At 53.6% G+C, this 23,567-nt stretch carries 14 protein-coding genes and 1 tRNA gene; 11 read left to right on the forward strand and 4 right to left on the reverse strand.

Annotated features, from left to right (window positions below):
• The coding region (locus WHS88_04625) for a type II and III secretion system protein (GenBank protein MEJ5259458.1) at window positions 1-1,256 on the forward strand (1,256 nt) is incomplete at its 5' end.
• A 76-nt stretch (window positions 1,257-1,332) separates the two neighbouring features.
• Here WHS88_04625 and aroC read toward each other — a convergent pair.
• Window positions 1,333-2,952: a chorismate synthase gene (aroC, locus tag WHS88_04630; protein MEJ5259459.1), complete on the reverse strand. Its 1,620-nt coding sequence runs from the start codon at window positions 2,950-2,952 to the stop codon at window positions 1,333-1,335.
• Between the two features lie 173 nt (window positions 2,953-3,125).
• Here aroC and WHS88_04635 point away from each other — a divergent pair, with 173 nt between their 5' ends.
• Both WHS88_04635 and WHS88_04640 read left to right on the forward strand, forming a co-directional pair.
• Complete coding sequence (locus tag WHS88_04635) at window positions 3,126-3,566, forward strand: Rrf2 family transcriptional regulator (GenBank protein MEJ5259460.1); 441 nt, start codon at window positions 3,126-3,128, stop codon at window positions 3,564-3,566.
• 24 nt (window positions 3,567-3,590) lie between these two features.
• Window positions 3,591-4,889, forward strand: coding sequence for a homocysteine synthase (locus tag WHS88_04640; protein ID MEJ5259461.1), 1,299 nt, complete (start codon window positions 3,591-3,593; stop codon window positions 4,887-4,889).
• A 53-nt stretch (window positions 4,890-4,942) separates the two neighbouring features.
• Here the strand turns inward: WHS88_04640 and WHS88_04645 are convergent, their stop codons facing one another.
• The gene (locus WHS88_04645) at window positions 4,943-5,092 is read right to left on the reverse strand and encodes a hypothetical protein (protein MEJ5259462.1); all 150 of its coding nucleotides are present in this window, start codon (window positions 5,090-5,092) and stop codon (window positions 4,943-4,945) included.
• A 310-nt stretch (window positions 5,093-5,402) separates the two neighbouring features.
• On the opposite strand from WHS88_04645, the gene nifJ reads away from it, so the two are divergent.
• The 8 genes from nifJ (at window position 5,403) to WHS88_04685 (ending at window position 21,411) form a co-directional block, all read left to right on the forward strand.
• Window positions 5,403-8,978 carry a pyruvate:ferredoxin (flavodoxin) oxidoreductase gene (nifJ, locus tag WHS88_04650; protein MEJ5259463.1) on the forward strand — a complete coding sequence of 1,192 codons (3,576 nt, stop codon included), beginning with the start codon at window positions 5,403-5,405 and terminating at the stop codon, window positions 8,976-8,978.
• Between the two features lie 69 nt (window positions 8,979-9,047).
• Window positions 9,048-9,725, forward strand: a complete 678-nt coding sequence (locus WHS88_04655) for a hypothetical protein (GenBank protein ID MEJ5259464.1) — start codon at window positions 9,048-9,050, stop codon at window positions 9,723-9,725.
• A gap of 285 nt (window positions 9,726-10,010) precedes the next feature.
• A complete protein-coding gene (locus WHS88_04660; GenBank protein ID MEJ5259465.1) occupies window positions 10,011-11,579 on the forward strand; it encodes a polysaccharide biosynthesis/export family protein in 1,569 nt (522 codons plus the stop codon).
• Between the two features lie 18 nt (window positions 11,580-11,597).
• A complete protein-coding gene (locus tag WHS88_04665) occupies window positions 11,598-12,593 on the forward strand; it encodes an exosortase/archaeosortase family protein (GenBank protein ID MEJ5259466.1) in 996 nt (331 codons plus the stop codon).
• Window positions 12,590-13,405: a hypothetical protein gene (locus tag WHS88_04670; protein ID MEJ5259467.1), complete on the forward strand. Its 816-nt coding sequence runs from the start codon at window positions 12,590-12,592 to the stop codon at window positions 13,403-13,405. Before WHS88_04665 ends, WHS88_04670 begins: the two co-directional genes overlap by 4 nt.
• A gap of 14 nt (window positions 13,406-13,419) precedes the next feature.
• Window positions 13,420-18,135, forward strand: coding sequence for a tetratricopeptide repeat protein (locus WHS88_04675; protein ID MEJ5259468.1), 4,716 nt, complete (start codon window positions 13,420-13,422; stop codon window positions 18,133-18,135).
• Between the two features lie 36 nt (window positions 18,136-18,171).
• Window positions 18,172-20,454 carry a polysaccharide biosynthesis tyrosine autokinase gene (locus WHS88_04680; protein MEJ5259469.1) on the forward strand — a complete coding sequence of 761 codons (2,283 nt, stop codon included), beginning with the start codon at window positions 18,172-18,174 and terminating at the stop codon, window positions 20,452-20,454.
• Window positions 20,455-20,472: 18 nt separating this feature from the next.
• Window positions 20,473-21,411, forward strand: coding sequence for an SDR family oxidoreductase (locus WHS88_04685; GenBank protein ID MEJ5259470.1), 939 nt, complete (start codon window positions 20,473-20,475; stop codon window positions 21,409-21,411).
• 53 nt (window positions 21,412-21,464) lie between these two features.
• Here the strand turns inward: WHS88_04685 and WHS88_04690 are convergent.
• Both WHS88_04690 and WHS88_04695 read right to left on the reverse strand, forming a co-directional pair.
• Window positions 21,465-21,550 (reverse strand) — tRNA-Leu (locus tag WHS88_04690).
• Window positions 21,551-21,649: 99 nt separating this feature from the next.
• Entirely contained in the window at window positions 21,650-23,548 is a 1,899-nt protein-coding gene (locus WHS88_04695) for an alginate lyase family protein (GenBank protein ID MEJ5259471.1), read from the reverse strand.
• Between the last annotated feature and the right edge of the window lie 19 nt (window positions 23,549-23,567).

Genomic DNA, 23,567 nt, shown 5'->3' on the forward strand with positions numbered 1-23,567 from the left:
TGGGAGGAGGCATGGGGGGCATGGGCGGCGGCATGATGGGCGGCGGCATGATGGGAGGCGGCATGATGGGCGGCGGTATGGGAGGAATGGGGGGAGGCATGATGGGCGGTATGATGATGACCGGCATGAGCGGGAACTGGCGAGGCGAAATCCGCGCTGTTGAAATCATCTATCTGCTCCAGCAGACCGTGCGTCCTCTCAGCTGGTACCTCGAAGGCGGAGAAGGACGGGTCTGGCAGTATAATGCCCGCAAACTGATTGTTTATCAAACCGCCGATGTCCACAAAGAGGTGGAAGCCTTCCTGAAGAAACTCAAAGAAGGCATCGGTGATCAGGTCGCAATTGAAGCCCGCTTCCTGCTGGTCGATGAAAACTTCCTCGAAGAAATCGGATTAGATTTTGACATCCCACGCTGGAGAGTCGGCAGCAAGTTCGGCGGCGGAACAGGCTTTCTCCAGAATATCAACCAGGATTCTATCAATCTGGCCAGGCCGAAAGCCACCTTTATCGGCTCCAGCCTCGGAGATGCCACAACCACAGGAACCCCTCTTCGTTCCTCACTGGACATGGGATTCAGCTGGGGCAGTGCGATGGATGACCTTCAGGTGGAATTCCTGATTCGAGCTACCCAAATGCATCGGAACACCAAGTCGCTGTCGGCTCCGAAGGTCATGGTAATGAACGGGGAATCCGCTAACATTGAAGTTACGACCGAACGTCGGATTAAAACAGATGCCAGCTTCACAACGGAGACGCTGACCACGCTGGCCGGGACCGACCGAACACTGGCTTATTTTTCCCACACAATCGAAAATATTGATACCGGGGTACGGCTGAACGTTATGCCGACTATCACCGAAGATAAAAAATATGTCCTCCTGCGGATTATCACCTATATGGACCTTCTTAACAATTTGCAGACGGATACAGCCGTTGGCCTGATGCCGACCCCGGAAGGCGGTGCAGTAGAAGTCACGGAAGACTACAGTCTGCCGACAATTCAGACTTCCTCAATTGAGACCCGTGTCTCGGTCCCGGACCGCGGAACCGTTTTGCTGGGCGGCTTAACAATGACAGCCGAATATGAAGTCGAAGCAGGCGTACCCGGTTTGAGCAAACTGCCGGTATTGGGGCGGCTCTTTACGAATCGAAGCACGGTCAAGGACAAATCTGTCCTTTTGATTCTCGTTCGCCCGACGATTGTTCTTCGGGAGGAAGCAGAGCAGGATGCGATTGCCTCTCTGAAACCTCTCTAAACAAGCCAAAAAGGCAGCCATAAAAAAGGGACACCTATGCGGTGTCCCTTTTTTTATGGCTTTGCTTTTGGATAATTTATTTCAGACCATACTGCTGCGCCCAATCGGGATTGAGCCGCATTTGGATTTCCCATGCATCCCAAAGAACCAGAGCCGCCATGCTTTCCACCACCGGAACCAACCGGGGAACAATGCAGGGATCATGACGACCATGCGTCTCAATCACTCGGTCCTGCATCTGAATATCGAGCGTCCGCTGCGGACGGGCTATCGAGGAGGTCGGTTTCACACCGACACGCACAAGAATCGGCTGTCCGGTCGAAATTCCTCCCGTTATTCCGCCGGCATGATTGCTTAAAAAACCGCCGCCGCCCATGGCATCGTTGGCCTGACTGCCGCGCATCCGAGTCAGAGCAAACCCGTCTCCGATTTCCACGGCCTTGACGGCCCCAAGACTCATCAGGGCCCCTGCAAGCCGCGCATCCAGTTTCGCAAAAACAGGGTCTCCAAGCCCCGGCGGCACTCCGCAAATCTCCAACTGAATAATGCCGCCGACGGAGTCTGAATCATCGCGTGCTTTCCGAATTGCCTCCGCCATTTGTTCAGCGGCCTGCGGGTCGGCACAGCGGACGGGATTTTTTTCAATTGCATCAGGCTCAAATACTTGGGCCCGGATACCCGCAATTTCAACGGTATGGGCCAAAATCCGAACCCCCTGCTTCTGAAGAATGCTTTTGGCAAACGCCCCCGCCATCACCCGCCCTGCCGTTTCACGTCCGGACGAACGCCCGCCTCCCCGATAATCCCGAATTCCGTATTTTTTATAAAAGGTAAAATCGGCATGTCCGGGACGAAAGAGGTCTTTAATACCCTCATAGGCCTGCGAGTCCTGATTTTTGTTAAAAATCACTAACGCGATCGGCGCCCCCGTGGTTTTGCCTTCAAAAACCCCGGAAAGCACGGAAACGCAATCCGCCTCATTTCGGGGAGTGGTCACATCGCTTTGGCCCGGCCGACGGCGGTTCAGCTCTTTTTGAATCTCTTCTTTGTTAAAGGGGAGTCCCGGACGCACCCCGTCCAGCACAGCCCCAATAGCCGGTCCGTGACTTTCCCCAAAGGTCGTAACCCGTATCAGCTCTCCATATGTATTCGCATTCGTGCAGCGAACAGCCATTTCCTGGGCCACAGATTGACAGAGCTCTTCCGCCAGCTCTTCAGGATTTCGATGGGTCGTATCCAAAAGAATATCCGCGTAAGGAAAAAGAACCTCATTTCGGCGGGCTGACTCTTCTTCAAACTTTTTTCGGCCCTCCGGCCCTTCCAACCAGGGCGGAATGCCGTTTTTGATAGCCCGCTCCCAGGCTGCCTGCGGCTGAGCCGTCAAAAGGATCAAAATGGAGTTCCAGCGAAGTGCCCGCCGATTGGCCGCTGACAAAAGAGTAGCACCACCCGTGACAATCACCTTCCAGTCTTCCTCGGCCAGTGCCTTCACGGCTTGATTTTCAAGATTACGAAAGTACTCAGCCCCATGCTCCCTGTAAATCTCCCGGCAGGTTTTGTGAACCGCTGTGTTTTCAAGGTACTTTTGTTCAATCAGCGTGTCGGTCTCAACATACGGCAGACCGATCTTGTCCGAAAAAAGCTTGCCGATTGTGCTTTTTCCGACACCTTTGGAGCCAGTAATGACAATTCTCATTTTTATCTGCCCGTTTTATCTTTTTATTCTTTTTCGCCTCATACTGAATTCTATTTTAAATTCAGAAAACTCGCAAAAAATATCTTTTTTTCATTTGACAAAAAATTCCCCTATAATATTATATACCAAGTAGTAAAAGTAGTATATATGTTAGAGATATATCATCTTAATTTATGAGAATTTCAACCAAAACCAGATACGGAACACGCTTTTTAATCGAACTGGCCTGTCAGTACGGCAAAGGCCCTGTTTATATGAAAGACATCGCCCGTTCGGAGGGCATATCCGAAAAATACCTCAGTCAAATCCTGATTACGCTGCGGTCCGCAGGACTCGTAGAGGGATTCCGAGGAACGAACGGCGGCTATGTCCTCAGCCGACCCCCTTCTGAAATCACCGCCCGGGAAATCGTCAGTATCCTCGAAGGCGGATTATCCATCATCGACTGCACCCAAGACGATGGGGTCTGCCCACGCAAGGCACAATGCTCCAGCCAGGACATTTGGGCAAAAGTCGAACAGACCCTTTCGCAGGTGCTGGAGTCCATTACATTAGAACAGCTGGCTTTGGATCATCAGAGGAAAAAACAGCAAAAACCGATGTATTACATTTAATCCCCAAAAAGAAAAGGGACACCTATGACACAAAAGCCAAAAACCTTTCATACTGAAACATTAGCCGTACACGGCGGACAGACCCCTGACCCGGCCACCGGAGCCAGAGCCGTCCCGATTTACCAGACAACATCTTATCAGTTTCGCAGCACGGAGCACGCCGCCAACCTCTTTGCTCTCAAGGAGTTCGGAAATATTTATACCCGGCTGATGAATCCGACCACCGATGTGCTGGAAAAACGTATGGCCGCTCTGGACGGCGGGGTCGGAGCCCTTGCCGTTGCGAGCGGCCAGTCAGCGATTACATTAGCCATTCTCAATATTGCCCAGGCGGGCGATGAAATTGTTTCCGCCGACAACCTTTACGGCGGCACCTACAATCTCTTTCATTACACGCTTCCCAGAATGGGAATACGGGTTCGTTTCGTTCCTTCCAATGACCTGAACGCTCTGCGAAAGGCCATCACCCCAAAAACCAAAGCTGTTTATGCAGAAAGCATCGGAAACCCAAAACTCGATGTGGCTGATTTGGAAGGCATTGCCGACACGGCTCATCAGCACGGCATTCCGTTTATTTTAGACAACACCGTTTCACCCTATCTGCTGCGTCCAATCGATTTCGGAGTTGATATTGTTGTCTATTCCGCCACCAAATTCATCGGCGGCCACGGAACATCTTTGGGCGGAATTATTGTTGATTCAGGAAAATTTGACTGGACCAACGGAAAATTCCCCCTGATTGCCGACCCGGATCCGAGCTATCACAACCTGAACTTCGTAGAAGCCCTAAAGCCGCTTGGGAATATTGCCTATATTATCAAGGCCCGCGTGACCCTGCTGCGTGATATCGGACCGGCTATGTCACCCTTCAATGCATTTCTTCATCTGCAAGGTCTCGAAACGCTTCACTTAAGGATGCCTCGGCATTCAGAAAACGCTTTGACTGTCGCTCAATATCTTCAGAGCCACCCGGCTGTTTCCTGGGTTCGTTATCCCGGACTGCCTTCCAGCCCGGAAGCTGAACGTGTGAAAAAATATCTGCCGCGCGGAGCAGGTGCCATTATCGGGTTCGGCATCAAAGGCGGGCTGGAGGCTGGAAAAAAGTTTATCGACTCCCTCCAATTGATTTCTCATTTAGCCAATATCGGTGACGCCAAATCTCTGGCTATCCATCCTGCGTCCACCACCCACCAGCAGCTCACGCCGCAGGAACAGCTGGCTACAGGAGTTACGCCGGACTTTATACGTCTTTCCATCGGAATTGAGAACGTCAAAGACATCCTCGATGACATTGAACAAGCCCTCTCCAGGGCAGCCCGCTAAAATGGGTGATTCCGAGCAAGACTCCTTCGATAAAACTAGACCTTCCGGCTCCTTTAGCCGGCTGGATAGTCCTTCTGTTCTTTTTTTCGGTTGCCGGAGGAATCATCCAAACCAAACGAGCGGGGCTGATTGAGACAGATAGACAAAAAGTAAAGAATCAGCAGCAAGTACGAAAGCCCGATTCCAGCAGGGATTGCGAACATTCCTTACTTCTCCTGTCGCCTTTTGGGTCTCTTCCCAAATACTATAACGGCAATCCTTCGGAAAAAGAATAAAAAAAATTTTTTCCCGCCGCTGTATTCTGAATCCCCTATATCCGAATAGAGCAAACCGCTGACTTCAAACAACTGAACAGATGCCGGTTTTTCCGCATCTATCACCCGCCGAAAAACATCCGAAACGGATGAAAAACCGTTGCCTGCAGAGAGAAAAAATGATATAAAGTCGATTTCTCTTAGGTATGGGACTTTCCGTTTCCCTCTAACAGTTTTTTCTGAAATTGGAGAAACCTTTATGGCACGAAAAATGGTTACCATAGACGGCAATACGGCCGTTGCCCACGTAGCCCATGCTACCAACGAAGTCATTGCAATTTACCCAATTACGCCCAGCTCCCCGATGGGCGAAATGGCCGACGCGAAAAGCGCCGCCGGCGAACGAAACATCTGGGGCACTGTTCCTTCGGTAACGGAAATGCAGTCCGAAGGCGGAGCTGCCGGTGCCGTCCATGGTGCCCTGCTCACGGGTGCTCTGACAACTACCTTTACCGCTTCGCAGGGCCTCCTGCTGATGATTCCGAATATGTATAAAATCGCCGGAGAACTCCTGCCGACTGTATTCCACGTCTCGGCCCGTTCGCTGGCCTGTCAGGCCCTCAGCATCTTCGGAGACCACTCGGACGTCATGTCCGTCCGGCAAACCGGCTTTGCTCTGCTGGCTTCCGCTAATGTGCAGGAAGTGATGGATATGTCGCTCATTGCCCAGCAGGCCACCCTGGCCAGCCGTGTGCCGTTTCTCCATTTCTTTGACGGATTCCGTACCAGCCATGAAGTGCAGAAGGTGGAAGAGCTGACCTTCGATGATATGCGGGCGATGATTGATGAAAAACTGGTGGCCGCTCACAAGGCACGGGCCTTAAGTCCGGACCATCCGATGATCAGCGGCACCGCCCAAAATCCGGATGTCTATTTCCAGGGCCGTGAAACCGTCAATCCCTTCTACCTGGCCTGCCCCGATATTGTCCAGCAGACGATGGACAAATTCGCCAAAATCGTCGGTCGGCAGTATCATCTGTTCGACTATGTCGGAGCCCCCGATGCGGAAAAAGTCATCGTGATTATGTGCTCCGGCGCCGATGTGGTGCACGAAACCGTGGACTATTTGACGTCTCGCGGGGAAAAGGTCGGCGTCCTGAAGGTCCGGCTGTATCGGCCGTTCAGCAGCAAACACTTCGTGCAGGCCCTCCCGAAAACCGTCAAAAAGATTGCAGTGCTGGACCGCACCAAAGAGCCCGGTTCCATCGGCGAACCGCTGTACCTCGATGTCCGCTCCGCTGTGGGAGAAGGAATGTCCGAAGGCTGGGCACCGTTCAAGGACTATCCGAAAATCATCGGCGGACGGTACGGCCTGGGCTCCAAGGACTTTACGCCGGCTATGGTCAAGGCCGTCTTTGACAACCTGGATGCCCCGCAGCCGAAAAATCATTTCACCGTCGGCATTATTGACGACGTCTGCCACACAAGTCTGACGGTGGATGAATCGTTTGACATCGGCGGAAAGACCTTCACAGGTCTGTTCTATGGACTCGGTTCAGACGGAACCGTCGGAGCCAACAAGAACAGCATCAAAATTATCGGCGAACAGACGCCCAACTATGCTCAGGGCTATTTCGTTTACGACTCCAAGAAGGCCGGCACCATTACCGTTTCTCACTTGCGGTTTGGTCCGGACCCGATTCGCAGTCCTTATCTGATTTCCCGGGCGGACTTCGTGGCCTGCCACAATCCGAGCTTCCTCGAAAAATACGATATGCTTTCCAACCTCAAGCCCGGCGGCACCTTCCTGCTCACCAGCAGCCATGGTCCGGAGGAAGTCTGGGATACCCTCCCCCTGGAGGTGCAGCAGCAAATCATTGACAAGAAAATCAACTTCTATGTGATTGACGCGATTGGAATCGCCGAGCAGCTGGGACTGGGAAGCCGCATCAATGTCATCATGCAGACGGCCTTCTTTAAGATCAGCAGCGTCATTGACATTCAACAGGCCGTCAAAGCCATTAAAGACGCCATTTACAAAACCTACGGCAAGAAGGGCGAAAAAATCATCCAGATGAACAACGCCGCTGTGGACCAGGCCCTTGAAAAGGTTTACAAAGTCCAGGTGCCCTCGAAAGCCACCAGCAAGATTCGAATGGCCAAAATGGTGCCGGATGACGCCCCTGAATTTGTCCGCACCGTCACGGCGGAAATCCTGGCCGGACGGGGCGACAAGCTGCCCGTCAGCAAGATGCCCTGCGATGGGAAATTCCCAACCGGCACAACTCAGTACGAAAAACGAAACATTGCCGTACATATTCCGGTCTGGGAACCTGAACTGTGCATCCAGTGCGGCCAGTGCTCGTTCGTGTGTCCTCATGCCGCAATTCGCATCAAGGCCTATGACCCGGCCTGCCTGAAGAACGCTCCGGCCGCTTTCAAGAGCACCGACGCCAAGGGCAAGGAATTCGCCGGAATGAAGTTTACGGTGCAGGTGGCTCCGGAAGACTGCACCGGATGCGAGGCCTGCGTGGTAACCTGTCCGGGTATTGAAAAAGACGCCAATAAACAGCCGACCGGACGCAAGGCCATCAATATGGCCCTCCAGGAACCGCTGCGGGCCCAGGAGCGGGAGAACTTCCGCTTCTTCCTGTCTATCCCGAACACGGACCCGAAAAAATTCAAACTGGCTTCCATCAAAGGCAGCCAGCTGGTTCCGCCGCTGTTTGAGTTCTCCGGCGCCTGCGCCGGCTGCGGTGAAACCGCCAACATCAAATTAATCAGCCAGCTGTTCGGCGACCGCCTTTACATCGCCAACGCGACGGGCTGTTCTTCGATTTACGGCGGCAATCTGCCCACCACGCCCTACACCAAACGGGCGGACGGACGCGGTCCTGTTTGGAGCAACAGTCTCTTTGAAGACAATGCGGAATTCGGGATGGGCATGCGGCTGGCCATTAACAAAATGATGACGCACGCCCTCGAACTGCTCGACCGGGTAGCCTCCGCGGGCTGCGTGAGCAAGGAACTGGCCGAAAGTCTCAAGGAAGGGATGAAAACCCAGGATACACAGGAAGGCATCGAGGCCCAGCGTGCTCGGGTCGATGAATTGAAAGCCGCCTGCCGGAAAAGCAACTGTGCCGAATGTGAGCGGCTCCTGACCGTGGCTGACTACCTGGTTCGAAAGAGCGTCTGGATTGTCGGCGGCGACGGCTGGGCCTATGATATCGGCTATGGCGGACTCGACCATGTCCTGGCCAGCGGCGAAAATGTAAACGTTCTGGTGATGGACACAGAAGTGTATTCAAATACAGGCGGCCAGATGTCCAAGTCCACTCCTCTCGGTGCTGTTGCCCAGTTTGCAGCCGGCGGCAAACGCCTGCCCAAAAAGGATATGGGGCTGATTGCCATGACATACGGCAACATCTATGTGGCCTCCATCGCTATCGGAGCCAACCCGACCCAGGCCGTCAAGGCCTTCGTGGAAGCGGAAAGCTATGACGGACCGTCCCTGATTCTGTCCTATTGCCACTGCATCGCACACGGCATCGAGGATATGAGCCGCGGCTATGAAGAGCAAAAGAAGGCCGTCGCCTGCGGACACTGGCCCTTGTACCGATTCGACCCGCGGCTGGCTCGCGAAGGAAAGAATCCGCTTCAGCTGGATTCCAAAGCCCCCACAATGGACTTTGCGGAATATGCCAAAGGGGAAAACCGCTTCCGGATCCTGCAGAAAATCGAGCCGCAGACCGCTCAGCGGCTCCTGGAGGAAGCCCAGAAGCACGTCAAACGGAAATATGCCCTTTACGAAAAGCTGTCACAAATCGAATGCTGATTTGTCCGAACAGGCGGTCCTGCAAAACAGGACCGCCTGTTCTTTCTTTTCGATGGAAAGGAAAAGCATATGACCCTGGTAAGAAGGATGCATCCGGTTCTGCTCGTAATTTTCATTCTTGCCGGCTGTGCTTCTCAGAAAACCTCGCAATCTTCTCCAGAAAGAAGCGGAGCTTGTCCTGACCTCCTAAAAGCCCAGGCCGTCACTGTCTTTTATCTGCCAACCGGAAAACCCTACCTCACTGAACAAGAGCACAAAATTTGTCCCTCCGCCAAATCCCTTGAAATCGTCTCCGAAGAACCCCACGCTAAAATGTACTGGAAATGGGACAAAAACGGCTTTTCCCGCTCTTCTTCCCCCCAAAATCCTCTCGGAGAATGGAATGCTGAATCGATTCTGGCTGTGTATGCCGGAGTTCTCTACGGCAGCGGCCTGCTCCCCGTTGAAGGTTTCACTGAAGGCTCAACAGTCTCTCTGGAAGGCCAGGCCTATCTCCCTATCCCGATGGACCTCAAATCGCCCGGTTTGAAAACGGTCTTCTATCGAAATCAAAAAACAGGACTTATCGACCGAGTAATGATTCAAAACGTTCCCAATCAAACCGCCGTAATGGCTATCCTCTATAACTGGAAACTCTCAGGAAGAGGGAAAACCCTGATTCCGCGAAATATAGACATATTCGATATAACAAGTGGATTATTCGCCAAAAATCTTCTTATCCAAATCGATTATAAACTTGTTCAATGACAGGTTTTTCTATATTAAAAAGAAGGATTTTTATCCCTTTTTCTGCTCGAACATCGGAAAGGCACAGTCCGTGAAAAAGGGACTTCTATTTTTATGAACCCAAAAAGAGCGGGATTTAACATTCAGAAACACATAAATAATATGCCGACAAAGGTTTTATGACCGATATATCACTGAAGAGAGCCTTTGAATCAACCGATAGGAGAGATAGGATACCATAAAGCCAGATATTAAAGCAGTTGTGTGTCTGGACTGTCTTTTTTAATCTTACTTGTGAGTGGGAAAATGAAAAAAATAACCTTTTTAACGAACCTGGCAAACGTTCTGGTCCTTTGTTTTCTCTTCGGATGCTACAACGACCCATTAGACCCTACACAAATTGGACGCTTTGAACCGACTCCGAAGGTGAACGTCATCTTAAACACGCTGGGAGTTGCGGAAGAACCGAGTCCCGCCTATGAAGGCGCTGAGGACCCCAGACCGGAAGACCTGATTGACTTCCAGACAGACTACGTCTTTGGTCCAGGGGATGTGGTTCAAATCAGCATCTTCGAACTTTATCAGGAAGGCCAATTATTTACGAATAACTATGTCGTCACGGAAACAGGCCGCATATCGATACCGGATGTCGGCCTCGTTCAGGCGGCCGGCCTGACAGAACCTCAACTGGAACAGGAAATCCGGGATATATTGTCCCCCAATATCCTGAAAAATCCCTCTGTTACAGTCAGCTTAATCAACTCACAAAAACAGTATTTTTCCATTGTCGGACAGGGATTGGGCACGTCCGGCCGTTTTCCGCTTCCTCGTTATACCTTCCGCCTGACCGATGCAATCGCTCTGACCGGAAGCATTGCTGAATTCAACCTCAGCTACATTTATGTCTCCCGTGACGTACCGGCTGAACAGTCGGAATTTCTTCCCATTAATCCGATAGAAACTGAAAAGCCGGCGGAATCCGCCCCACCTGCTTTACCGCCGGACCCTTCCGGAGTGCATGAAAAAACGCTCCTTGAAATCATCACTCCGGCTGAAACAGCCGCAAAACGCTCCGGCATTCTGATTGCCTCCGCTGAAATGGCCACGCGGGATGAGCTGGAAGCGCTGGCTTTTCCAGAAGGCTTCGAACCGCCTACTCCCAAATCGATCCAGTCTGAGCAGCCCTTCCAGGAGGCGGCTCCCATTGAACCGGAACCGATTGAATGGGTATATGAAAACGGAAAATGGATTCCCAAAGTGCGGTCCGCCGTTCCGCTCGCCAAGCAAACGACGCCTTCGCCTGCCGGCCAGCCCAGACAAGTTCCTCAGGAACCGCTGCCGGAAGGATTCGGCGCCAGAGATATCGGGAAAACAAAAACAACGACTCGTGTTATCCGGATTCCGGTTGACCGCCTTTTGGCCGGAGACCCCCGCTATAATATTGTGATTCGTCCGGGAGACAGAATTACCGTCCCGCTGGACATCATCGGAGAATTCTGGATTTTAGGGAATGTGAATGCCCAGGGTCCCTTCCCATTGACCGGAAGACCCATCACACTCAAACAGGCTATCGCCACTGCCGGCGGACTGAACCAGATTGCTTATCCCCAGAAAGTAGAGGTAATTCGTCGTCTTGGTAAAAATCCTTCCGGTCTGACTCAGGAACAAATTGTGCTGGTGGACCTCAAAAAAATTGCCAAAGGTCTTCAGCCGGATTTCTTTATCAAACCCTATGACCTCATTAACGTAGGAACACACGGAAGCAGCCGATATCTGGCTGTGCTGCGGAATGCCTTCCGTGCTACCTACGGCTTCGGGCTTGTCTATGACAGGAATTTTGCCAACGAAGATTTTGAAGATATCTGGACCTGGTAACCGAACGGAACGAACTTCATGAGCCAATCGCAGTCGGCAAAAGAAGTATCCGCCATTGCCTCACAAGCCTCCAGTCCCTCCTGGAATCAGGTTCCGGTTGGAGTGTATGTGCAGATTGGAGCGGTTGCGCTGCTGTTTTATGCGTTTTTTTATGAGGAAATCCATCGTCTGGTCTGGCAGTGGACAGACCCCAGCTGGTCGCACGGCTTTCTGATTCCCCTGTTCAGCCTTTACCTTCTGAATCGACGCAAAGCAGAGGTTCTTCAGACACCGGCAAAACCTAGTCTGCTTTTCGGGACGGTCGGACTGCTTGCCTCCCTGCTGCTGTATGTCCTGAATATAGTCGTGCTGAAATTCGGCTACGGTCGTCCTCTGCTGATGCTCACGGCCTTGGCTTCGATTGTCCTGCTGCTGGGCGGCTGGCCCCTGTTTCGGCATCTGTGGCTTCCTGTTTTTTACCTGTACTTTGCCATCCCCCTGCCGGCCGACATTTATACGCGAATCTCCAGACCCCTGCGTCTGCTTGCTTCGCATGTTTCCACGATGATTCTCAATCTGATTCCCGGTTTGGAAGCCGTCGCTCAAGGGGTCACAATTGAAGTGGAATACAAAGGCGTTCCGCTCGAACCGGCCCTGGATGTGGCAGAAGCCTGCAGCGGCATGCGTCTGCTGTGGGCTTTTGTGGCCCTGAGTGTTCTGATGGCTTATCTGCATAAACGGCCGGGCTGGCAGAAAATCATTCTTCTTCTGAGCACGATTCCGATTGCGATTATCTGCAATGTCATCCGCGTGACTGTGACAGGTTTGATTTATATCTTCGGCGACCCCCGCTATGCCCAGGGCGTTTATCACGACCTGCTTGGAATGATGATGATTTTTGTGGCCTTTTTCTTTTATTGGGGTCTTGCCTGGCTGATGGAGAATCTCTTTGTCGATGAAACCCAAACCGCCCCGTCCGTCATCATCCGAAGACAGCCCTCTCAATCCTCCGGCGGAGAAGGAGGTGCCTCGTGAAAGACGCTCTGCGCCTTTTGAAAACCCCTTCGTTTCTCCTTTGTGCAGGGATTTTGGCGGCGGCCTCCGCCTCCAAAGAATTCACCATTCGTCAGATGGGCATTCACTTTTCCAAACTGCCGATTCCCCTGAAGGCCTCTCTGGAAAAACTGGATGAGACCAAACTTGCCCCCTACGCGGTTGTCCGGAAAAACCGCATTACCAATCGGGATGTTCTGGACAGTCTGGGAACAGAAGAGTATCTGCAGTGGGAGCTGGAGGATAAAGAGATGCCGGCGGACAGCCCACTGCGGTTCTGCTCTCTGTTTATCACCTATTATACAGGCAATCCGGATATGGTCCCGCATGTTCCGGATGAATGTTATGTCGGAGGCGGCAATCGAAAACTGGGCGACGAAATCCTCGAAGTGGCCATCGACAAAACATTCTGGCCGGATGCGATGCGGGCGAAGGTTCCGGACGCGATTCGGTTTCAGTCCATTCTGTTCAGCCAGATCTCCCGCGGCCCGATGCCGACAGAAAAAGAGCTGCGGGTTCAATACTTTTTCAAAACCAACGGCAAATACGCCTCCAGCCGAACCGAAACCCGGGCCATTCTCGGGGGCAATTTCTTCAGCCGTTACTCTTACTTTTGCAAAGTTGAATGGAAATTTTACGGGATAGGCTTTTCAGAAATCCTCTATCCGGATAAAAAACAGGTGCTGGAAGGCAGCCGAAAACTGCTCTCGGTGCTGCTGCCGATTCTGGAAGCCGACCATTGGCCGGATTGGGACAAAGCCAATCAGAAATCAACCCAGGTTTCTTTAGAATGAACGGATAAACGAATATGGCTAAAAAACTCAACAAAAAAGTGGTGATTATCCTGCTGATTCTGGCAGGCGCTGGCGCCCTGGCCGCTGCCGGCGCCGGATTTTATGTGCTTCGGACCCGAGACCCCCAGTATTGTCTGCACAAAGCCGAAGAGGCGCTGGCAAACAATGATTACAAAACCGCTGAACGGTTTTTCGGCCGGGCCTGCGCTGTTGCCAAGACCACTCGGGAAAAAATTGACAACTATTTCCGATACGCCGAATTTCAGCTGATACAAAACGAATATCATGAAGCCGACTGGGGCAAGGCCCTCGGATGCTGGAACCAAATTCTGCGGCTGGACCCGAAAAACGAGACCGCGACACGCAAACTTTTTGACTATTTTTATGAAGTGGCGGACCTCGGCAATCCCCAGGCATGGAAGCAGGTGCAGGATTACGCCCGCGACCTTCTGAAAATCCTTCAGGAGGCCCAAAAACCGGTTGACTCGAAAGTCCTGCTGGCCCACGGCCGGGCCGCCCTTGAACTGGCTCGGCTCGGAGCTGTCAGCAATCGGCTGGAGCTGATTCAGAAGGCGGCGGCGGATTTTCAGAAATACATCGAACTGAATCCTGCCGACTCGAAGGGCTATGAGTACCTGGCAGAGTCCACACTCGTGCGGGGCCTCATTGAAGCGTCACAGGGCAATCTTCAGGCCCGAGACACCGCCCGAAAAGAAGCGGAAACGATATTGAACCAGGGCATCGAATCCAGCAGCGATCTGCCTGCGGCCTGGGCGGCCAAAATCAACTTTGAACTGGAAACCCTCACCGACCCGAACCGTCTGGTTGAGATTCGTCGGCAGATTGAGACTCTCATTGAAACCCTTCCGCCGCGGGATGTGCTCTACACAACCCTGTCGAATGCCTACGAGCGGACGGGGAATCTCAGCCGTTCGGAAGAACTGATGCGGGCTTCGGCGGCCATGCGTCAGGCCGTTGCGCTGGAGCCGCAGAACATTCGTCATCTCCTCCGTCTGGCAGCCCTCCTCCACCGTCAGGGAACCATTCAGAAAAAACCAGCTCTGATTGAAGAAGCCCTCCAGATTGCGGAAAATGCACTGCGGCTTCCGGACGCACAGGAACAAACCGGCCCCCGTCAGTCCTATGCTCGGGGCAATCAATACGCTCTGCACTCCTTTATTGCTCAGATTCATATCGAAACCATTCTGGAGGGAAAGCGGGCCGGGCGCTCCATTGAGGAATTTAAATCCCAAATGGACCGTGTGAAAACCGCCGTGGACCGAATGACCCAGCTGCTCGGGTCTGCCGAAAACCCGGTGATTCAAAAATGGCATGGACTGCTTGCCCTCGCCGAAGGGCAGCCGGATAAAGCCGTCCGTCAGCTGTACAAAGCCTATGAGCAGGCCAAAGCCCTCGATACTCCGAACGAACCGTCGCAAATCGACTCCTACCTGTGCTATGTTCTGGCCCTCGAAATGGGCGACCAGAATGTCTTTGGAATGCATAAGGAATTTCTGGAAAAGGCCCTCTTCAACCGCAACAGCATAGCTGCCTGGAAGCCGGAAGCGCTGATCGACTATGCCAAAATCCTCATGGTCGCCCGAAGCTATCCTCAGGCCGTGATGATGATTCGAACCTATGAAAACAGCTACGGGAGCACACCGGAAACAGAGCATCTTCGGCTGCAGGCCCTGATTGAAGCAGGCTTTCTGGAAGAAGCGGAAAAGGCCCTGGCTTCGCTGAATCCGGACGACCCGAAAACCCTCTCTTTGCGGCTGCAGCTGGTAAACCGCAAAATCCTTTCTGCATCAGCCGCAGCACCCGGTGAAGAAGAAACTCCCCTCTCCCCGGAAAAAAGACGGCAGCTGAACACCCTTTATGAAGAACAATTTGCTCTCTTTTCCAAACTGCTGTCGCTGGCGCCGGAGCAAACAGACAGTACGATGCTGCTGTCCGCCTGCCACCGGCTGATACGAGACAAAGAAATTGAAAAAGCCAGGGTTCTTGTGGACACCTATCGGCGGCATCGGCCGAATGAGCCGGCTTTTGCCGTTCTCCAGAAACAGCTCACTCAGCCGGACCCGATGGCCATTCCCTCCGACCTGCTGTCTCAGATGACCGAAGAAGCTCTCTTTTCGCTCACAGACGCCCGTACGCGTCTGGTTGCGCTGGCCCAGTTTTATGCTTCGGCCAACCGCCCGGAGAAAGCCCTGGACGCCTATCGCCGGGCCTATGAGCAGTTCCCGGATGACCCGGAAATCGTCAACGCCTACTATGAAACACTGCTTGGACAAAAAGCCCTGGATGAAGCGGAAAAAATCCTGCAGCAGGCCCGGCAGAAAAACCTGGACGGCTGCGGAGGCAGTTTCTACGCCGCACAGATGGCGATGATACGGGACAATCCTGACGCGGCCCTGCGTCTTCTGGATGAATCCCTGACGTATCGGCCGCTGCTGCCGCAGGCCTGGCTGCTCAAAAGCCGCATCTTTCTGCAGCAAAACAAGTTAGAAGACTCTGTGAATGCCGCCCAAACCGCTGCACGAATGAACCCCGTCAGCCCGGAAATTATTCTGCATTACGCTTCGGTCCTGCAGGAACGGAACGCCCGGCTGGGCGCCAAAGTCACCGCCGAACAGGCGGAAGAAGCAGAACGAATGCTGCTCTTTGCCATGATGCTCAATCCGGGCAACCGGAATCTGCAAAGCTATTACGCCGAAATCACCTTTGACAAGAATCCGGAACGCTCGCTGGCCATGCGGCAGCAGCTCTTTAAAAGCAATCCCACGGTTTCGAACGCTGTCCTGCTGGGCAATATGGCAATGCGGATGGCGGAACGCGAACGGGATGCCGCCAAAAAGCAGGGCCTTCAGCAGCTGGCCGGCGGGGCCTATCAAAAGGCTCTGGAGCTGGACCCGAATAACGAAGGAGTACTTAATACCTTTGCCGAATACCTGCGTCAGACCGGACGTTCTTCAGAAGCTGAAACGCTTCTGAGCGGCCAGGCCAATGTGCTCTGGCGTTTTTATCTGCGGGATGGCCAGTTTGAAAAGGCAGAGGCCATCTTAAATAATCTGCTTCAACAGAACCCGTCGGACAAAGAGGCCCTGCAGGGATTGATTCTGGTTGCCCAAGGCAAAGGCGACCGTGCCGCCGTTCGACGCCATCTGGATACTCTGCTGTCACTGGCCTCCACAGCCGATGAAGAATTGTGGGTCCTGCAGCGGTATCTCGAATTGGAATTGACCGACCAGATTGAAAAGCGTATCGCCAGTTTTCGGGAACGCTATCCGAACAATACGCAGGTCCTTTTGCTGGATGCGTGGTTCCGCCTCAGCCGCGGCCAGCTTTCGGAATCCCTGTCCAAACTGAATGAGTTCCTGGCGGTTCAGCCCGAACACGCCGGAGCCTGGCGTCTGCGCGGCCGGGTGTATCGGCTGATGGGAGATTATCCAAAAGCCATCGAATCTCTTTTGAAAAGCAAAACCATTGAAGTCAGCGCCGCCGCCCGGATTGAACTGGCCAACGTCTATCTGGAAAGCGGCCAGATGGAGGCGGCGATCGGAGAGCTGCGAAGCGGACTCAATGACCCCCAGGCCCCGATACAGCTGCGGTCAATGCTGGAAAATATCTACGAACAGCGCAAACGCACCGCGGACCTGAGGCGATTCTATCAGGAAACCCTTGACAAATATCCGGACAATGTGTACTGGCATTTCCGGGCGGGAAAATTCTATCTGGAACAAAAGGATTTGGTCACGGCCGAACAGCTGCTGGCCAAGGCCTGGGAATTGAGCCGCCAAAACGGCCCGGGCGACAGCCGAACTCTCGATTACTACCTCGAAAGCCTCCTGCAAAGCAAAAACTACAACAAGCTGCTGGCGTTTGCCGCAGAGAATATTGACTCGCCGCACGCCGCTATTCTGTACACCTATGTGGCACAGACCCATGCTGAACTGGGGCAGAAGGACAAGGCGATTCAGAATTTCTTCCTGGCCCTCGACAAAGCCGGCACCGACATCGACCTGATGAACGGCATCGTAGCCGTAATTGTCGAAAAAACCGGACCGGACACGGTTGCGCAGTGGTGCGCCCAGAAACTCCGTGAGAATCCCAAGTCTCTGCAAGGCCTCTTCGGGGCGGTGAGTTTGTACACGCAGACAGGCCAGTACAATCAGGCTCTTCAATCCATCGATGCCTGCCTCGAACAGCTGGACCCCGGACGCATGGAATGGCTGCTGCTGTCCATGCGAAAAGCCAACATCTACACCATGGCTTATGCTCAGACGGCTGACGAACAGTACATGCAGCAGGCAATGTCTTTGATGGAAAAACTGCTTGAACGGATGCCCAACAACCAGACGGTCCTGAACAATCTGGCCTATATGCTGGCCGACAACAACCAGCAGCTCGAAAAAGCACTGGAGTACTCCCGCCGGGCCTGCCAGATTGATATGAGCAATCCGATCTATCTGGATACCTATGCCTATATCCTGTGCCTGCTGGGACGCTATGAAGAGGCCCGCCAGGCCCTGCTTCGCGCCATTCAGCTGCACGAAGCCCGCAACGAGCCGATTCCATGGGAGGTTCACAAACATATCGGAATGGCTCAGGAGGGCTTGGGCCGAAAATCCGAGGCTCTTGCAGCCTATCGGAAATCCCTCGATGCACCGGGAATTCCAACCAAAGAAAAAGAATCCATCGAAAAGAAAATTCAGGAGTTGAGTTTGTAAATTCTGTAATGACGTCCTTTTCAGTGGGAGCATGATATGTCTGAACAGATTCAGCGGGTAATCCAAGGTATGACAAGCCCTGTGCCGGCACAGCCTGCGGCTGTGCGAGCCGTGATGCAGCCGGCCCCTGCCGTTACCTTAACTCCCAGGGAAATCCTGGGGATTCTGCGGCGGCACATCTGGATGATCATTCTCTTTTCTATCGGAGGTTTTGTTCTCTCTACCGGGCTGTATTTCTTCATGCTGCGGTTTTTCCCCCGATATACTGCGGTTGCAGGCATTAATGTTTCGCCGCCGATAACATCAGACCCCCGGGAATTTACGTCCGTGCAGCCGCAGAAGGACCTGTACTATCAGTTCCGATCCACCAAAGCGGCGCTGATGAAGCAGCAGAATATGCTCGAAAACCTGATCAAACTGGACACCATCCGAGCCACCAAGTGGTTTGAGCAGTTTGTCAAACGAGATGCCGATAATCAAATTGTTTCGATTGATGTCGCCAAAGCCCTTCGAAGACTGAACAAAAGACTCGTTGTCAGTGCTCCCCGAGACCAAGACTTCATCCGGATTGAAATGACCTGGGCCGACCCGAAAGAAGCGGCGCTGATTGTCAACGAAATGGTCCGTTTGTTTCTGTCGGACCAGCGGGAAAAAGCCCGTGCGGAGATTTCCGAAAAAATGGCTTCTGAAGAGCGCGCCCGTCAGGAGCTTCGAGATGCTCTTCGGGCCATTCAGACCCAGATGGACAATATGCGGCAAGGCAGCGAATTCGCCCGTCTCGACCCCAAAAATGTTTCGTACCGCGACTATATGGATGAAAAACTGGCCTCGCTGTACAACGAATTCAGCCGGCTGGATGCCGAGCGGGAGCGGCTTCGGGTTCTTCTGGCTATCGCGGAACGACGCGCCACCCAGGCGGATTATGACCAGGTCGTCCAGCAGGCCGTCGAACAGGACCTGCTCGTTCGGCAACTGCAGAACTCCCTGAACAGCATTGACGCACTGCTGGCTCAGCAAACGGCCCGATTTGGTGAAAATCATCGACGTGTACACGAAACCAGACAAGCAAGAGAACAATTCAAGAAAGACCTGGATGCCCGCAAGATTGAAATCGCAGAAATTCAGCGAAAATCCCAGTGGCAGCTGGTGCAGGATGAAGTCACAGCCATTGCCCAGCAGCTCGAAACCGTCACACAGCAGGTCCAGCGGGCACGCGATGAATACAGGCGCGTGGACCACGAGCGTGCTCAGTATGCCAAGCTCGAAATCGAACGGGAGGAAAAGCAGGCCCAGCTGGAAAAAGCCAATGCCCACTATGAAAGCCTGAAAGCCCTTTTCAACGACCCCGAAATCAGCAAACTGCGCAGTCTCGGTTCAGCCCCGGAACCGCTTGAGGTCAGCTCTCCCCGCTGGGAAATCTATCTGCCCGCCGGTTTCATGCTCGGGCTGCTGGCCGGCCTGGCTCTGGCTTTTGCCGTAGAACTGCTCAATGACCTGGTTCGGACTCCCAGCGATGTCATGCGTCATCTGAAGGTGCCGCTGCTGGGCAATATCTGCCATGCCGATGACGATGACGACGTCGAAGGCATCGAGCTGGTGCACGTGGTCCGGCAGGCCCCCTATTCAATTATGAGCGAATGCTATCGGCAGCTGCGGACCAATCTGAAACTGTCCGCCGGCCCGTCCGTTCACAAAACCCTGCTGATTACCAGCCCTAAAGCCGGTGACGGCAAGACCTCTGTTGCCAGCAATCTGGCCAGCACCTTTTTGGCGGAAAACCGTCGGGTCCTGCTGATTGATGCAAACTTCCGACGTCCCGCTGTTGCGCATTTGTTCCCGCGAACCGGTGCAAACGGCACCGTTGTTGAGCATCCGGATTACGGGCTAAGCAACTATCTGTTGGGTCAGTGCACAGAGGTTTCGCAGATTATTCGACCCAGCGGGATTGCAGGGCTGGACATCATCGACAGCGGTCCTCTGCCCTCCAATCCGTCGGAGCTTCTGGACAGCCCGCGGATGAAGGAACTGCTGGAACAATCCAAAAGCCGCTACGATTTTGTCCTGATCGACGGCCCGGCCATGCTGGTCAGTGACGCCAAAGCCCTGGCGGCCGCAGCAGACGGCACACTCGTGGTATTCAATGCCTCGACAACCCACCGCGGGGCGGCCATGCGGATTCTGCGGGAGCTGCAGTCGATTCGAGCCAGCGTTGTCGGAACAGTCCTGATGGGCGTCCGAAGCCGAAAAGGCGGCTATTTCCAGGAGGTCTATCGTTCCTATCTCGAATACCAGCAGGTTCCGGTTCGGTCCGGCATTTAAAGAAGGAGCATCTGCCTTATGGAGCGTTTTTTAGTCACAGGCGGGGCGGGCTTTATCGGTTCTCATCTGTGCCGGCGTCTGGTTCACGAGGGGGCTTTTGTTCGGGTGCTGGACAATCTGAGCACCGGAAAAAAAAGCAATCTGGCCGACATCCTCAACTCCGTCGAGTTCGTTGAAGGCGATATGGGCGATGAAGCAGCCGCCCGCCGATGTATGCAGGGAATCGACATCGTCTTCCACCAGGGAGCTCTGCCTTCGGTCCCCCGGAGTGTGGAAAATCCGGCGGCCACGCATCGGGATTGCGTCGATGCCACCTTTACTCTTTTGACCGCCGCCCGCGATGCCAAAGTCAAACGCTTTATCTATGCCGCCAGCTCATCCGCCTATGGAGACAGCCCCACCCTGCCGAAAATTGAGTCCATGGCGCCGAATCCGCTGTCGCCGTATGCCGCCGCCAAACTCTTCGGCGAGTACTACTGCAGCGTCTTTTCAAAAGTGTACGGATTGGAAACCGTCTCGCTGCGCTATTTCAATGTTTTCGGCCCCCGCCAGGACCCGAAAAGCCAATACGCCGCGGCCATCCCCGCTTTCATAACCAGTATTCTCAACGATCGCCCTCCCACCATTTACGGAGACGGAGAGCAAAGCCGCGACTTTACATATGTCGAAAATGTAGTCCAAGCCAATCTGCTGGCTGCCAAAGCCCCCAAAACCGCCGGCGAGGTTATCAATATTGCCTGCGGTCAGCGAATCACCCTCAACGAAGTCGTTCGGCTGATAAACAGGCACACAGGCAAAAATATCCATCCGACGTATGCTCCCCCGCGCCCGGGCGATGTACGGCACTCCCTGGCGGACATTCGGAAAGCCCAAGAGCTGCTCGGCTATGAACCGATTGTTTCCTTTGAAGAAGGACTGCGCAGAACCATCGAATGGTATAAACAGAACCCCGTATAAAAAAGCTGCACCGAGGAACTATTGAGTCCGGGACTCCATCCTCCTTTAAGGACTGCCCAGGACTGGAGTCGAACCAGCACGAGGTGTTACCCCCATCAGGCCCTCAACCTGACGCGTCTGCCAATTCCGCCACCTGGGCTTCAATCGGGGGAAATTGTACCATAGCCGTCAGTTTTGGCAAGTTTTTTTCCACTGTCCCCCGGAGAATTCCCATAAAAGAGTTCTATAGAATCTGGCTTCAGCGGCTTCCGCCGCCCGAAGATTGAACCGTATGAACAGAAACCGTCTGAACGTCCAAATCGCCGAAAAACTGAACTTCCGCGACATTCCCATACCCGTCGGCCGGTGACAAATATCGGACATACCGGAACCAATTCGGATTGGAAATTGATTGGGAAGTCAAAACCCCATCAGGCGGCTGTACCCGAATTGTAAACAAATCAACAACGTCGCCGCTGAAGTCCGGCGTATTGGCCCCCTGAAACCGTCCGTCCACCATTCGACTGCCGTAACCGGGTCGCGGACAGTACCTTATCTCCGTGATTCGAGCCCGGACCCCTTCCCCAAAATCCAGTCCGGCCCAGGCTGAACGGCTCGGTGCATCAAAAAAGTTTCGCAGGCAGCCGTCAAAAACCGCATCCCGTACGGCTCCGGCATTTTGATAGGAACCCTCTGTCCCAATCACTGCTCCAAACAGCTGCTTGTTCGCCGCTGCGGCCGCCGGAGCACAGTCCTGCGTCTCCCCCTTCGGGGTTTGGGCGGACACTGTATAAAAATAGGTCATTCCCGGCGTCAAATCTTTGTCGATGTAATATGTCTCTTTCGTTGCTGCAATCGTCGTATAAGGCCCGCCGTGCGAGGTGCTGCGTTTGATAATATAACTTTGGGCAGACGCCGAACCCGTCCAGGACAAAACAATCCGTCGCCCCTGAACAGTCAGCCGCAGGGCGCTCGGTGCACGGGGGCCAATCGGTTCCCGCGTATGCGTAAGTGTCGTAAACCCAAGCTGGTCAAATCCGCCGCTGGTCGTCCCGTAATTGAACCCTCCTCCCTCCGGACGAACGTTCTCGGCATACTGCTGTGTATAGGGCGCTGACAGCCCTTTTCGGTTGACATAATGGTTATAAATCATCTCCCAGCCGGGCCGCATTTGACCGCGTGCCGTCGAAGAAATCATCGAATGAGCCGCCCGACTCGGATAATCGCAGGTTATATAAGTTACAAAAGGCACCTCATACCCCAGATTGTATTTGGCGACATATTCACAGCCTGCCAGCACCCGATTGCCGTCATAGCCGTAAAGGTCAATCCCCTGATTCCAGGCAATCTCGCAGATGGTTCCCATCAGCAGCACCCCCATCAGCGTATGTCCCTGGTCCCGCCCGCTTTCCTGCCACTGACCCAATCCGTCCGGATGGATAAAATGAACCGCATTTCGTACGGAACCGCTGCCGATCCCCTGATAAAAATAATTCAGCCCTTCCTCAAAAATATCGCGCCGGTCGCACAGCACGCCGATTGCCATCACGGAGGCAATATTTGCCAAATCCCAATTCGCCCAGTAATGGCTGCTGCACGTGCCGTGATGAGAGGCAAGAAAAGAAGCATTCTTCACATAAAAACCATCAAGCATCCACTTCTGAAAAGCCGCAAAATCCGCCGCACTCCAGCCGGAATAGTCCCGCATCAGTTCCGCCGTGCAGGCCAGCTGATACCCGTACAGACCCGCACGCAGACTGACGTTGGTATCTCCCTGCCAGCCGGTCATCCCAGAAGCCCAGGCGTTCAGAATCTCCACCGCTTTGTCTCCATACGCCGTTTCGCCGGATACCTGATAACGAAGGGCGCATTGATAAGCCCGGGCGCAGTCTCGGGCCAATCGGATGTAATTCTCCGGATAGCCCCCGCCTGCATAGAGAATCGGCTGAGCCTCCGGTTTTGTATGAAGAAACGAATTCGTATTGCGGACAAGAAGTTCCCAGCTGCCCTTCCAAGGCTGCTCACCGGCCGCAACCTTTGCACGCATCCGCTCCAAATCCTCCTGTGTGGACAAAAGTCCCGGGTGAACAAACGCAGAAGGTCCCTGCAGCCCCAGCATTGTCCAAATGAAAACACTCAGTCCCAGACAATGCATCATCAGGATTCCTTTGTCTGCA

It is taken from the genome of Anaerohalosphaeraceae bacterium (assembly GCA_037479115.1).
Classification (GTDB): Bacteria; Planctomycetota; Phycisphaerae; order Sedimentisphaerales; family Anaerohalosphaeraceae; genus JAHDQI01.